This is a genomic window from Streptomyces sp. SAI-170, assembly GCF_049739565.1.
Lineage (GTDB): Bacteria > Actinomycetota > Actinomycetes > Streptomycetales > Streptomycetaceae > Streptomyces.
The window spans coordinates 1,925,789-1,939,006 of the sequence record NZ_JBMGQD010000001.1 but is presented as its reverse complement, the minus strand read 5'-3'; the positions used below and the strand labels follow the sequence as shown (position 1 = coordinate 1,939,006).

The following is a 13,218-nucleotide window of genomic DNA, read 5'->3' as shown; positions in this document are numbered from 1 at the left end:
TGCTCGCGCAGTTCCCCGCGCCCCTTGAAGGCCAGCTGCCCCTCAGGGCGTCGAAAGCGTCATGTCCGATTTCCGCTAGCAGCGGTCTCCGTCCTCTCGGACACTTGATTGTGTGATGGACGAGGACAGCAGGTACGAGGCCGTGCGGAGCCGGGATGCCCGGTTCGACGGGGAGTTCTTCTTCGCCGTCTCGACGACCGGGATCTACTGCCGGCCCAGCTGCCCGGCGGTGACGCCGCGGCGGCGGAACGTGCGGTTCTTCGCGACGGCCGCCGCCGCGCAGGGCTCGGGGTTCCGGGCCTGCCGGCGGTGCCGGCCGGACGCGGTGCCGGGGTCGGCCGACTGGAACGCGCGGGCGGATGTCGTCGGGCGGGCCATGCGGCTGATCGGCGACGGCGTCGTCGACCGGGAGGGTGTCGCAGGACTTGCCGCGCGACTCGGGTACAGCGCGCGGCAGGTGCAGCGGCAGCTCACCGCCGAGCTGGGCGCCGGGCCGGTCGCGCTGGCCCGGGCCCAGCGGGCGCACACCGCGCGGGTGCTGCTGCAGACGACCGAGCTGCCGGTGACCGAGATCGCCTTCGCGTCCGGGTTCGCGAGCGTGCGGCAGTTCAACGACACCGTCAAGGACGTGTACGCGCTCACCCCGAGCGCCCTGCGCGCCGCGGCGCCCCGGGGCGGGCACCGGCCCCGGCGGGGCGGCACCCCGACCGCCGGGATCCCGCTGCGGCTCGCCCACCGGGGGCACTACCACGCCGCCGGTGTCTTCGATCTGCTCGCGCGGGAGGCCGTGCCCGGGGTGGAGGAGATGAGCGGTCCGGCCGGGGCGCGCGTCTACCGGCGTACGCTGCGGCTGCCGTACGGCACCGGGATCGTGGCCGTCGAGGAGCGGCCCGGCGGGGCCTCGGCGGGACCGTCCGCCGCGCACCCCGGCGGCTGGCTGGACGCCCGGCTGCACCTCACCGACCCGCGCGATCTGACGACCGCCGTACAGCGGCTGCGCCGGCTGTTCGACCTGGACGCCGATCCGTACGCCGTCGACGAGCGGCTCGGCGCCGATCCGCGGCTCGCCCCGCTGATCGCCGCCCGGCCGGGGCTGCGCTCGCCCGGCGCGGCCGACCCGGAGGAGTTCGCCGTGCGGGCGCTGGCCGGGCGGGCGGAGGCCGCGCGGCTCGTCCAGGCGTACGGCAAGACGCTCGACGCGCCCTGCGGCAGCCTCACCCACCTCTTCCCCGAGCCGGCCGTCCTCGCCGAGGCCGAGCCGCACGGCAGGGCGGGCGCGCTGGCCGTCGCCCTCGCCGACGGGGCCGTACGCCTGGACGCCGGCGCGGACCGGGACGACGCCGAGGCGGCCCTGCTGGCGCTGCCCGAGGCGGACCCCGTGACCGTCGCCGCCATCCGCACCCGCGCCCTCGGCGACCCCGACGTCGCGCCGCCCGGCGTGGACGTCCCCGACACCTTGCGCCCCTGGCGCTCGTACGCCGTACGTCATCTGCGGACGGCCGAAGACCTGGAGACCGACGCATGACCACGCACTGGACCCGCCTGGACAGCCCGCTCGGCCCCGTCCTGCTGACCGCCGACCCCGATGGCACCCTGACCTCGCTCTCCCTGCCCGAGCAGAAGGGCGGCCGGAGCGTGCGGGACGGCTGGCGGCACGACCCCGAGCTGTTCCGGGAGGCCGAGGAGCAGCTCGCCGCGTACTTCGCGGGCGACCTGAAGGAGTTCCGGCTGCCGCTGCGCGGTGAGGGCACCGCGTTTCGCGAGCGGGTGTGGGAGGCCCTGGACTCCGTCCCCTACGGGGCGACCGTCAGCTACGGCGAGATCGCGGCCCGCATCGGCGCCTCCCGGGCCGCCGTCCGGGCCGTCGGCACCGCCGTCGGCGCCAACCCGCTGCTCGTGCTGCGTCCCTGCCACCGGGTGATCGGCGCGGACGGCTCCCTCACGGGCTACGCGGCCGGCCTGGACCGCAAGCGGCACCTGCTCGCCCTGGAGGGCGTGCTCTAGTCCTCCAGGCCCCAGCTGTGGATGCGGCGGGGATGGATGCGGATGAGTTCCTCGCTGAAGTGGGCGCCCAGGTCGTGGGGGCCGGTGAGGAGTTCCGCCTCGCCGCGGATGTCGACGCCGCGCACCCGCCAGGGCCGTACGCTCACCACGTCGTCGACGACCAGGGCCACCTTCGGGTTCTGCCGGAGGTTGCGCCACTTCTTGGTGCGGCCCAGGGCGTAGCCGCCGACCAGGATGGTGCCGTCGTCCTGGGGGAAGAAGCCCACCGGGTTCGCCTGCGGCTGGCCGTTCGGGTCGACGGTCGCCAGCCGTCCCAGCCGCTGCGACGTCAGATACAGGCGCTCGGCCTCCGTGAATGCGGTCATGCGAGCAGCCAAGCACGCGCGCACCGGCGGCACATCGGGTTCTCGTCCTAGGGCCTGACGCCTACGCCGGTCACCCGCCGGTCACCCCCACAGCACCGCCCCGAGCCACGCTCCCGCGATCAGCTGGCAGGTGAACAGCTCCGCCAGCACGCTGGAGCCGCCCTGGCGCATGGCCGTGCGCAGCGCCGCCCGCGCCGCGCCGTGCCGGCCGAGGCGCAGCCGCTCGCACAGGTAGATGCCGGCCATGAAGCCGGGGATCGCCCCCAGCACGGGGATCAGGAAGAACCCGAGGAACGCCCCGGCTCCCGCGTACACGCCCATGCGGGGAGTCGCGCCGCTCTCGCGCAGCCGGCGGGGCGGCAGCGCCCAGCGCACCACCTGGGACAGGAACAGCGCGAGGGTGGCGCCGACCAGGACCGCCCATGCCACCGGCTGGGGGTCCTTCAGCGCCCACCACAGCACCGCGGCCCACACCAGCCACGACCCCGGGACACCGGGCACCAGCACCCCGCCAAGGCCCAGCAGGATCACCGTGCCGACCAGCAGGAGCTCCCACACGCCCATCTGCCCAGCGTGCCGGAGGACCGCGGGAGTCGCAGGTCGGAGGGCGCCCGAGGGGTCAGCGTTCGCGGGCGACCCAGCCGCGCTCGTAGGCGTGCCAGCCCAGTTGCAGGCGGGTCGTCACACCGGTCAGCTCCATCAGGCGCTTCACCCGGCGCTGTACGGTCCGCAGGCCCAGGTCGAGCTGTTTGGCGACGCTCGCGTCGGTCAGGCCCGCCAGCAGCAGGGAGAGGATCTCCAGGTCGGCGGCGTCCGGCCCGTCGGGGCCCTGCTCGGTGACCCCGGACGCGCCGAGCCGCAGCGGCAGCGCCTCCCGCCACACCGACTCGAACAGGCCCGACAGCAGCTCCAGGAGGCCGCTGGCGTGCACCACCAGCGCGGCCGGCTCGGCGGTGTGCGAGGTCAGCGGCACCAGCGCCAGCGAACGGTCGACGACGACCAGCTTCGTCGGCACCTTGTCCACCACCCGCACCTGCTCGTCCCGGCCCAGCGCGGCGCTCAGCTCGGTCATGCCCTCCGGCCGGTCCAGCACCGTGCGCTCCAGCACCACGCGGTAGCGCACCCCGCGCTCGGCGGCCCGCTCCTCGGCCTCGTTCTCCATGCCGGTGACCGCCACCGGGTTGCCGGTGACCAGGGCGCACACCTCCTCCGCGGCGCCCAGCTGGAGCTGGAGGAAGCGCTGGGTGACGGCCGCCGCGCCGATCACCACCTCGACCAGGTCGTGCACGGCGGGCTCGGCCGCGGCCGCCCGGTACTCCTCGGCGAGCAGCGCCGCCGCCAGCTCCGCCTGCTCCAGCTCGTGCCGCCGCTGCGTGAGCAGGGCGCCCAGTGCCACGCCCGGCGGGGCGGCGACCCAGCGGCCCGGGCGGGCCGGGGTCTGCGCGGCCAGGCCGTGCCGCTCCAGACCTCGCAGCACGCGCTCGGTGTCCTGCTCGCCCAGGGTCAGCCGCCGGGCCAGGTCCGGTATGTCGGCCGCGCCCACCGCCACCAGCGCCCGGTACGCCGACTCGTGCGTCTCGTCCAGCCCTATCGCCGCCAGCATCAAGGCGTCGTCCCTCCCCGGAATCGCCGACTCCACGCGGGCCGGCCGTGGCGGGAAACAGCCACGGCGCAAACCCGCCGCGCCCATCATCCCCGTACACACGATCACTCTGCCAAGGTGGGTCCACGGCCGCGGTGGCCGGTGCCTCGACACCCGTTCTCCTTGGGCGAGGCCGGCCCGCGCGACGACGCGCCGGCGGTCGTTCCCCAGGCGGTGGCCCGGGTCCGAGACGCGTTCTGCGCAGGGGATCCCGGATCCGGGTCACTCCCATGTCGCCGGGCGGTTCTCCCGTGGGGGGTGGAACCGCCCGGTGGCCACCCTCGTACGCCCGTTCGTCCCGTCCCCGACAGGGTGTCAGCAGCCCTCGCCGGCGCGGGATTTTCCGGATGCCCCGTTTTCAACCGGCCCGTGCGGTGGACAATGAGGGTCATGAGCCAGCAGGGGGGAAGGCCCACCGGTTCCGGTCCCGAGGACGACTGGTGGGGGCAGCTGTACGACGACTCCACCCACGACACCGGCCCCACACCCACCCCGGACTCCCTCGACGACCGCTACGCCTCCGCCTCGGGGCTGACGGTCCCGAAGGACGGGGCGACCGGTCCGACCACGCGGTCCGAGCCCCTGCCGGGCACCGTCCCGGGGGCCCGCCGCCCGGCCGACGCTCCGGGGGAGCAGGTCCCGTCGCCGGGGGTGCCGGCGGCTCCGCAGGACCGACGGCCGGACGCGTCACTCGAGGACACCCGGCCGGAGCGGGCGCCGGGTGTGCCGGGTGGGGGGTCGGCTGCGGCGCCGGGTGCGGTGGGTGAGGGGCCTGCCGTCGTGCCGGACGCGTCCGGCGAGGCGCCGGCTGCGGTGCGGGACGCGCCAGGCGAGGGGCCTGCTGTCGTGCCGGATGCGGCGGTCGACGGGCCTGCCGTCGTGCAGGACGCGTCGGCGGAGAGGCGCCCTGGCGCGCGGGACGCGTCGGCCCAGGGGCCTGCTGTCGTGCCGGATGCGGCGGCCGACGGGCCTGCCGTCGTGCAGGACGCGTCGGCGGAGAGGCGCCCTGGCGCGCGGGACGCGTCGGCCCAGGGGCCTGCTGTCGTGCCGGATGCGGCGGTCGACGGGCCTGCCGTCGTGCAGGACGCGTCGGCGGAGAGGCGCCCTGGCGCGCGGGACGCGTCGGCCCAGGGGCCTGCTGTCGTGCCGGATGCGGCGGCCGCCGGCCCCGCCGTCGCGCAGGACGCGTCGGCCGACGGGCCCCCGGCCGTGCAGGGCCCGCCCGGCAGCGGCCGAGTCGGCTCACCCAGGCCCGTACCGGCGCCCCGAGCCGACGCAGGGGCCGGTTCCGCCGAGGGGGACGCCCCGGTCGGCGAGTCCCCCGGCGTCGCCGAACCCCGTCGCGATGCTGATCCCCATCGCGACGCTGATCCCCGTAGCGGTGCTGACCCCCGTCGCGACGCTGACCCCCGTCGCGACTCTGAACCCCGTCGCGACTCTGAACCCCGTCCCGTCGCGGACCGCCCTCCCGTCGCGGACCCCCGTCCCGTCGCGGACCCCCGTCCCACCACCGCCGACCCCCGCCCCGCCCAGGCCCCATCCACCCGCCCCCGTCCCTTCCGTCCGCGTGCCCCCTGGGAGCCCCCGGCCGCCGGGTCGGCAGGGCCGACGACCTTTGCGGCTGAGACCGGTGCCCCTGGGGGCAGTACCGCTGCGACGACGGGTGAGGCGCACGTGCTCGGGGTGCAGGACAGGCCGCGGGTCGCTCATGTGGGGTCGGGGCCGCCCACGTACGAGCCGGAGCCCACGGCTCTGCCGTCGGCCGACCCCGAGGACCTCGCGGAGCTGGTGGCGGACACCGTCCTGGAGGGGGCTCGGTGCGGGAGCGGGACGCTCAGGGCGGTGTCGGTCAGGGGGGACTCGGCGCGCTATCGGGGGGAGCCGCGGCGGGACTCGTTGCTCGTCGCGCGGTTCGGCACAGGTGAGCAGGCGTTGGTGCTGGTCGCGATGGCGACCGGGGCGCGGGCGACGGCGGGGGCGCACCGGGCGGCGGCCGAGGTGTGTCAGTGGATCGGACGGGCTGTCGGCCGCAGTCACGCCCGGCTCGCCGAGGACATTCGCGCGGCCCGGCGCGGTGACCTGAAGTCCGGGCTGCACCGCCTCACCGACCGCAGCCTGGGCAAGCTGCGCGCCAGCGCGGTCGAGCAGGGCGTCTCCCCGGAGGAGTACGCGGCCACCCTGCGCTGTCTGCTGCTCCCGGCCGACCCGGAATGCCGTACGCGCGTGTTCTTCGGAGTCGGCGCGGGCGGACTGTTCCGGCTGCGGGACGGCGTGTGGCAGGACATCGAGCCCACGGCAGGGGACGTCACCGGCGAACCCGTCGTCGGGTTCGGCTCACCGCCCGGCCCGCCCGGCCCTCCCGCCGAGACGCCCGAAGGCGACCGGCTCACCATGGACCTCGGCATCCCCACACCGCCGAGCCCCTACGAACCGGCGCCGCAGCCGCCCCGCGAACCCTTCCGCTTCCGCGCCTCGGTAGCCCGGCCGGGTGACACCCTCCTGCTGTGCTCCGGCGGCCTCGCCGAACCCCTGCGCGGCGAACCGGAACTGCCCGCGCACCTCACCGAGCGGTGGTCCGGCCAGGAACCGCCCGGCCTCGCCGCGTTCCTCGCCGACACCCAGGTGCGGGTCAAGGGGTACGCCGACGACCGTACGGCGGCCGCCGTGTGGGAGGCGTAGCGGCGCCGGGTGTGGATTGATGGAAGGCGCGAAGCCCAGCGAATCCTTCCGTCGGACCGAAGGGGCACACCACAGCCATGGCCAAGCAGAATGTCGCCGAGCAGTTCGTGGACATCCTCGCCCGCGCCGGGGTCAGACGCCTCTACGGCGTCGTGGGCGACAGCCTGAACCCCGTCGTCGACGCGGTCCGCCGCAACGCCGCCATCGACTGGGTGCACGTACGCCACGAGGAGACCGCCGCCTTCGCGGCCGGCGCCGAGGCGCAGATCACCGGCAGGCTCACCGCCTGCGCGGGCTCCTGCGGGCCCGGCAACCTGCACCTCATCAACGGCCTGTACGACGCCCACCGCTCCATGGCCCCGGTGCTCGCCCTCGCCTCGCAGATCCCCTCCGGCGAGATCGGCCTCGGCTACTTCCAGGAGACCCACCCCGACCAGCTGTTCCGCGAGTGCAGTCACTACAGCGAGCTGATCTCCAACCCGGGCCAGATGCCGCGCCTGCTCCAGACCGCCATCCAGCACGCCATCGGCCGCGGCGGCGTCAGCGTCGTCTCCCTCCCCGGCGACATCGCCGACCAGCCCGCCCCGGACAAGGCCGCCGAGACCGCCCTGGTCACCGCCCGGCCCACCGTGCGCCCCGGCGACACCGAGATCGACCGGCTGGTCGACCTCATCGACCGCGCCGAGAAGGTCACCCTGTTCTGCGGCAGCGGCACCGCGGGCGCCCACGCCGAGGTGATGGAGTTCGCGCAGAAGATCAAGTCGCCGGTCGGACATGCCCTGCGGGGCAAGGAGTTCATCCAATACGACAACCCGTTCGATGTCGGCATGAGCGGCCTGCTCGGCTACGGCGCCGCCTACGAGGCCACCCACGAGTGCGACCTGCTGCTCCTGCTGGGCACCGACTTCCCGTACAACGCCTTCCTGCCCGACGACGTGACCATCGCCCAGGTCGACGTACGCCCCGAACGCCTCGGCCGGCGCTCCAAGCTGGACCTCGCCGTGTGGGGGGACGTGAAGGAGACTCTGCGCTGTGTCACCCCGCGGGTGAAGGAGAAGCAGAACCGGCGCTTCCTGGACCGGATGCTGAAGAAGCACGCCGACGCGCTGGAGGGCGTCGTCAAGGCCTACACCCGCAAGGTGGAGAAGCATGTGCCGATCCACCCCGAGTACGTGGCCTCTGTGCTCGACGAACTCGCCGATGACGACGCGGTGTTCACCGTCGACACCGGGATGTGCAACGTCTGGGCCGCGCGGTACGTCTCGCCCAACGGGCGGCGCCGGATCATCGGCTCGTTCTCCCACGGCTCGATGGCGAACGCGCTGCCGATGGCGATCGGCGCCCAGTTCACCGACCGCGGCCGGCAGGTCGTGTCGATGTCCGGGGACGGCGGGTTCTCCATGCTGATGGGCGACTTCCTCACCCTCGTGAGCTACGACCTGCCGGTGAAGGTGGTGCTGTTCAACAACTCCTCCCTCGGCATGGTCGAGTTGGAGATGCTGGTGGCGGGCCTGCCGTCGTACGGCACGACGAACAAGAACCCCGACTTCGCGGCGGTCGCCCGCGCCTGCGGCGCCTACGGCGTGCGCGTGGAGAAGCCCAAGCAGCTCGCGGGCGCGCTCAAGGACGCCTTCAAGCACAAGGGGCCGGCGCTCGTGGACGTGGTGACCGACCCCAACGCCCTGTCCATCCCGCCGAAGATCAGCGCCGAGATGGTCACCGGCTTCGCCCTGTCGGCGTCGAAGATCGTGCTGGACGGCGGTGTGGGCCGGATGCTCCAGATGGCCCGCTCCAACCTCCGTAACGTTCCGCGCCCATGACGACCTCCGAAACCATGGCCGAACATACGGGGGTGGCGCATTCTGCATGACTGTCCCGGTGCCGACGGGGCATGGATCCCGTGAACGTGTTCGAGCAGGGGGAACCGGCATCGGCGCGCAGGCGGGGGTCATGAGAAGGCAGGTACGAGGGGGTGCTCACGCGACCGCGGGGGCACCTTCGGCACAGCTCAGCCGCAGACTGGGACGCGCGGATCTTCGGGCGGTGCCCGAGGCGCGCAGAGAGCTGCGGGAACTGTTACGGCACTGGGGGAGGCAGGGACGATCGGACGTCGCCGAACTGCTGACCACCGAGCTCGTCACCAACGCGCTCGTGCACACCGACCGCGAAGCGGTCCTGACCGCCACCGTCTCGCCGCGCGGACTGCGCGTGGAGGTACGGGACTTCACGGGCCGACGGCCCCGGCCGCGGGTACCGTCCGCCGACGACGGTACGCACGGCCGGGGCCTGCTTCTCGTCCAGGCCCTCGCCGACGCGTGGGGCGTCAGGGCGCACGGGGTGGGCAAGTCCGTCTGGTTCGAACTGGCCGCGGACCCCGCTTGAGCCACGGAACACGCCAGGGGCACGGCTCCGACGAGCCGTGCCCCTGTCCAGGTGTGCCCTGGGATCAGCCGTACTGCTTCTCCAGGTCCTTCAGCTTGCGCTCCAGGTCGTCCAGGCGCGGCAGCGCCATGGTGTCGTCCTCGGCGGTGAGGTCGACGGTGACCGGGTCACCGCTGCGGCGGACGGGCTGCAGGGAGGGCCGCGAGCGTACCGGCAGTTGCTCCGGCGTCGATATGGCAGGCTCCGCGGAGACACGTTCGGAGCCCTGCTCCACGGCCGGCAGCTCCGCCTGCCGGCTCATGCCCCGGCCGGGGAACGGACCGCGGTGGCCCCGGCTGATGGCCTTCAGCTGTGCCCGCTCGACCCGCTGCTGCTCGCGGCGGCGGAGCCGGTTCTCCTCCTTCTGCCGCATGTCGTCGCGTACCTCCTCGACCGCCTCGTCGAGGCTGCGCACGTTCTCCAGCAGCATCAGCGACCAGGCCCTGTACGTCTCGCGCGGGGCCCGCAGCCAGCGGACGATGCGGATCTGCGGCAGCGGCCTGGGCACCAGGCCCTGCTCGCGCAGGGCGGCCCGGCGGGTCTGCTTCAGGGCGCGGTCGAAGAGCACGGCCGCCGACAGGGACATGCCCGCGAAGAAGTGCGGCGCGCCCGCGTGGTTCACGCCGCGCGGCGCGTGCACCCAGTTGAACCAGGCCGCGGCGAAGGCGAACGTCCACACGAGTATCCGCGATCCCAGCGCGGCGTCTCCGTGGCTGGCCTCACGCACGGCGAGCACGGAGCAGAACATGGCCGCCCCGTCCAGGCCGAACGGGACCAGGTACTGCCAGCCGTTCGAAAGGCCGAGGTTCTGTTCGCCGAAGCCGACCAGGCCGTGGAAGGACAGCGCGGCGGCCACCGCGGCACAGCAGAACAGCAGCACATAGGAGACCGTGCCGTATATGGCCTCCTTGCGCCTGCGGCGCTCCTCGCTGCGCTCCCACGAGTCCTCCGCGCCAGAGTCCTTCCCCGAGGAGCGCTTGCCGCGCGCGAGCACCGCCACCGCCGCCAGCATGCCCAGGAGCAGTACGGCGCCCGGAAGCAGCCAGTTCAGCGATATGTCGGTCAGTCTCATCTAGGGGTCCCTTGCATTGGGATAGGGCGTAACGCCCGCCATAGTGGCCCAAACCCGCCGGTCCTCAGGGGGTTTCGGGGCAAGAGGCCGCCAACGAAGTGCAAGGGGATGCCCAGGACGGCGTTCTGCTCGAACTGCCGAGTGAGGTCCGGTAGTTGAGTTCGAGCAAGACTACTCGTACGGGTGGTTCCGCGGGAACTTCCTGCGGCTGGTGGGGAAATCGTGAAGTGCCCGTGATCAAGCGGCCGGCGTGTCAGGCCGCGGCGGGCGCCGTGAGCCGGGTGATCCGGTCGGCGTCGCAGGTGCGCGGGCAGGTGGCGCAGGTGTCGTCGGGGCGCAGGGTGTAGAAGAGGCAGCAGCTGATCCGGTCCCGGGTGCGCAGGGGCGCGCCGTCGGGTCCGGGGAGCTCGCGGAAGGCCGCCGAGCCGGCGTACGGCGCGGTCGCGCCCGGCAGCAGCAGCTCCAGCTCGCGCCGGGCCCGCTCCTCCTCGCCCAGGACCTGGGCGACGTACCAGAGGCCCTCGACCACCTCGTCGGTGACCATGCCCCACAGCGCGCGGCCGCGCCGCCGCATGCGCGGGCCGAAGGCCGCGAGGAGCGGCTCCAGGTGCTCGGCCACCGCCGCGCGCACCTCGGCGCGCAGCGCCTCCTCACCGTCCACCACGCGCGCGCCGGGCAGCGCGGCGGCCGGGTCGCCCGGCAGACAGGCGAAGGAGGCCGTGCGGACGGTCATGCGGCCGGCCGTGCGGTCGTACGAGACGTCCGTCACTCGGTGGCGGGGCACCCGGCGGTGCAGGAACCACGGCACGGTGAACAGCAGGCAGGCCGGCCAGGCGTAGCGGTGCAGTGCGAAGCTCGCCACGACGTCCGGGCGGCCGCGCTGTCCGTAGTCCCGCAGGATCTGGGTGTCGTCCCAGGCCAGGAAGGCCTCCAGGGCTGCCGCGTCCGCCGCGAGCGAGGCGGCGGTGACCCAGCCGTCGCCCTGCGGGAGGGGGTGATCGGGGGTGACCTCGGTGATCGTCAGGCCGGGGTACGCCGCGGTGAGGCGGGCGTGGGCGTCCACGAGGGGGGAGGCGGGGACGGGCATGCGGGACCACCGGATTCGCGACGGGGGACAGGCGGTAGGTAGGTAAGGCTTACCTTACCTCGCTTGGTTCGGAGTTTGAACTGCCGGGCTCTGCGCCTATGGTGCTTGACGGCCGAGTAACAACCGGCCGTAATGACCCCAAGTGCCGACAAGCCCGGAGGAGGACCCGTGAAGCAGGGCGCGCAGGGCTCCGCCGTCGGAACGGGCATACCGGAGCAGGACGCCGGCGCCGCTCGGGTGCCGGAGCAGCAGCGCGGCACGGACACGGCCGGCTCCACCGGCTTCGCGGCCAGGGGAGAGCACCCGCCCGCCGAGGCGCCCGTCCCGCACCCCCGGTCCGTCGTGCAGCGCTCCTCCGTGCGCGGGCAGATCCTCGACGCCCTGCGCACCGCGCTGGTCACCGGCGAGCTGACCCCCGGCACCGTGTACTCCGCCCCCGCGCTCGGCGAGCGCTTCGGCGTCTCCGCCACGCCCGTGCGCGAGGCGATGCAGCAGCTCGCCCAGGAAGGCGCGGTCGAGGTCGTCCCCAACCGCGGCTTCCGGGTCGTCCTGCGCGACGCCCGCGAGCTGGCCGAACTGGCCGAGGTCCGCTCCCTGCTGGAGGTGCCGGTCCTGCTGCGGCTCGCCGCCACGGTCGCGCCCGAGCGCTGGGCCGAGTTGCGCCCCCTCGCCGAGACCACCGTCCGCGCCGCGTCCTCCGGCTGCCGGGCGACCTATGCCGAGGCCGACCGCGCCTTCCACCGGGCCGTGCTGTCCCTCTCCGGGAACGAGCAGCTCGTCCGCATCGCCGACGACCTCCACCGCCGCGCCCAGTGGCCCCTGTCGAGCGGCCGCCACATCCGTACGGAACTCATGGCGGACGCGGCCCAGCACGCGGCGCTGCTGGACGCGCTGGCCCTTCGGGATGTGGAGCGGGTGCGGGTGCTGGTGCGCGAGCACTTCGGGGCGTAGGAGGGGCAGCGGGGCGCCATCTCACACGGTCGCTTTCCGCCGTACGCGTCTGCGGGTTGTCGGGGGCTGGTCGCGCCCACGCGGCGGAGCCGCATATCGATACAGCCCCGCGCCCCTTACGGGCGCGCAAGCGCCCCCTACGCCGTCGCCGCCGGAGGTACCGCCAACTGCCGTGCCAGCCACGTCGGTACGCCCCCCAGGAGCCGGAACAGCCGACGTGCCTCCTCGCGCAGCCGGGATGCCTCCGGTTCGGTCTCCGCGTCGGCGAGGGACGCCAGCGCCGGGGCCGTGCCGACCAGGTAGCCCAACTCCTCGCGCAGCCGCAGCGATTCGGTGAAGCCGTGCCGGGCCTCGGCCAACTCGCCGTCGCGCAGGGCCAGTCCGGCGAGGTGGCGCCAGGTGAAGGACAGCAGCAGGGCGTCCGCGTGCTCGGTGGCGCCCGCGTGGGCCCGGCGGAACGCGGCACGCGCCGCCTGCGGTGAGCCGCTGAGGTTCTGCGCGATCAGCCCGCGCCGGAAGTCCAGCAGGGCCCGGTCCGCGGTGTCCGGCGGGATCAGCGCGGCCGCCCGGCCGAGCGCGGCGCGTGCCTCGTCGGCCCGGTCGCGCACCCCGAGCAGCGTGGCGGCGTAGGCCAAGTACCCGCGTTCACAAGCGGCCGCGCCCCGCTCCTCGTCGCTGTCCGCGAGGGCCTCGGCGACCCGCAGCGCGTCCTCGGCGTCCTCCCAGCCCTGTTCGGTGTACAGACACCGCTCCACCAGCAGCGCGGCCCGCTGCAGCGCGTTCGCCGCGGAGGCCGGCCTCAGCAGGGCCGCCGCGTCGGCCCAGCAGGCCCGCGAGCGCAGCCGCCATACCGCGGTCTGGAGTGGATCGTCACCAGCGGTCGTTCCGTTACCAGACATGGCGGTATACGCCACATTGCCCTCCCCGAGCGCGCCGTCGAGCTATGAGTGGTGGCCGCATCTCAGCACGAATCGCGGGGCCCGGCCAAGAGGGTGGG

The 13,218-nt window shown here is 74.3% G+C and carries 12 protein-coding genes; 6 read left to right on the top strand and 6 right to left on the bottom strand.

Annotated elements, in window-relative coordinates; all coding sequences use genetic code 11:
• Positions 1-115 precede the first annotated feature (115 nt).
• Both RKD23_RS08855 and RKD23_RS08850 read left to right on the top strand, forming a co-directional pair.
• Positions 116-1,525 carry a DNA-3-methyladenine glycosylase 2 family protein gene (locus RKD23_RS08855; RefSeq protein WP_424853176.1) on the top strand — a complete coding sequence of 470 codons (1,410 nt, stop codon included), beginning with the start codon at positions 116-118 and terminating at the stop codon, positions 1,523-1,525.
• The gene (locus tag RKD23_RS08850; protein ID WP_424853175.1) at positions 1,522-2,004 is read left to right on the top strand and encodes a methylated-DNA--[protein]-cysteine S-methyltransferase; all 483 of its coding nucleotides are present in this window, start codon (positions 1,522-1,524) and stop codon (positions 2,002-2,004) included. The genes RKD23_RS08855 and RKD23_RS08850 overlap by 4 nt, the downstream gene beginning before the upstream one ends.
• On the opposite strand, the gene RKD23_RS08845 is transcribed toward RKD23_RS08850, so the two are convergent.
• The 3 genes from RKD23_RS08845 to RKD23_RS08835 all read right to left on the bottom strand — a co-directional run bounded on the left by RKD23_RS08845 (position 2,001) and on the right by RKD23_RS08835 (position 3,972).
• The gene (locus RKD23_RS08845; protein WP_424853174.1) at positions 2,001-2,369 is read right to left on the bottom strand and encodes a PPOX class F420-dependent oxidoreductase; all 369 of its coding nucleotides are present in this window, start codon (positions 2,367-2,369) and stop codon (positions 2,001-2,003) included. The two genes, RKD23_RS08850 and RKD23_RS08845, sit on opposite strands and share 4 nt — an antisense overlap.
• Before the next feature lie 81 nt (positions 2,370-2,450).
• On the bottom strand, positions 2,451-2,933 hold the full coding sequence (locus RKD23_RS08840) for a DUF456 domain-containing protein (protein ID WP_424853173.1): 483 nt from the start codon (positions 2,931-2,933) through the stop codon (positions 2,451-2,453).
• Positions 2,934-2,988: 55 nt separating this feature from the next.
• Entirely contained in the window at positions 2,989-3,972 is a 984-nt protein-coding gene (locus tag RKD23_RS08835; protein ID WP_424853172.1) for a helix-turn-helix domain-containing protein, read from the bottom strand.
• Between the two features lie 1,713 nt (positions 3,973-5,685).
• On the opposite strand from RKD23_RS08835, the gene RKD23_RS08830 reads away from it, so the two are divergent.
• From RKD23_RS08830 to RKD23_RS08820, 3 genes are all read left to right on the top strand, one after another.
• Positions 5,686-6,690 (top strand): protein phosphatase 2C domain-containing protein, encoded by a 1,005-nt coding sequence (locus RKD23_RS08830; protein WP_424853171.1) that lies wholly within the window; start codon positions 5,686-5,688, stop codon positions 6,688-6,690.
• A 77-nt stretch (positions 6,691-6,767) separates the two neighbouring features.
• A complete protein-coding gene (locus tag RKD23_RS08825; protein WP_424853170.1) occupies positions 6,768-8,510 on the top strand; it encodes a pyruvate dehydrogenase in 1,743 nt (580 codons plus the stop codon).
• Positions 8,511-8,640: 130 nt separating this feature from the next.
• Positions 8,641-9,072 (top strand): ATP-binding protein, encoded by a 432-nt coding sequence (locus tag RKD23_RS08820; RefSeq protein ID WP_424853169.1) that lies wholly within the window; start codon positions 8,641-8,643, stop codon positions 9,070-9,072.
• Positions 9,073-9,136: 64 nt separating this feature from the next.
• Here RKD23_RS08820 and RKD23_RS08815 read toward each other — a convergent pair whose 3' ends face one another.
• On the bottom strand, positions 9,137-10,183 hold the full coding sequence (locus RKD23_RS08815; protein ID WP_424853168.1) for a DUF2637 domain-containing protein: 1,047 nt from the start codon (positions 10,181-10,183) through the stop codon (positions 9,137-9,139).
• Positions 10,184-10,436: 253 nt separating this feature from the next.
• Positions 10,437-11,270 carry a (2Fe-2S)-binding protein gene (locus RKD23_RS08810; RefSeq protein WP_424853167.1) on the bottom strand — a complete coding sequence of 278 codons (834 nt, stop codon included), beginning with the start codon at positions 11,268-11,270 and terminating at the stop codon, positions 10,437-10,439.
• 168 nt (positions 11,271-11,438) lie between these two features.
• Between RKD23_RS08810 and RKD23_RS08805 the strand changes: the two genes are divergently transcribed.
• The gene (locus tag RKD23_RS08805) at positions 11,439-12,221 is read left to right on the top strand and encodes a GntR family transcriptional regulator (RefSeq protein WP_424853166.1); all 783 of its coding nucleotides are present in this window, start codon (positions 11,439-11,441) and stop codon (positions 12,219-12,221) included.
• Between the two features lie 137 nt (positions 12,222-12,358).
• Here RKD23_RS08805 and RKD23_RS08800 read toward each other — a convergent pair whose 3' ends face one another.
• Positions 12,359-13,135, bottom strand: a complete 777-nt coding sequence (locus tag RKD23_RS08800; protein ID WP_404032770.1) for a hypothetical protein — start codon at positions 13,133-13,135, stop codon at positions 12,359-12,361.
• Positions 13,136-13,218 lie beyond the last annotated feature (83 nt).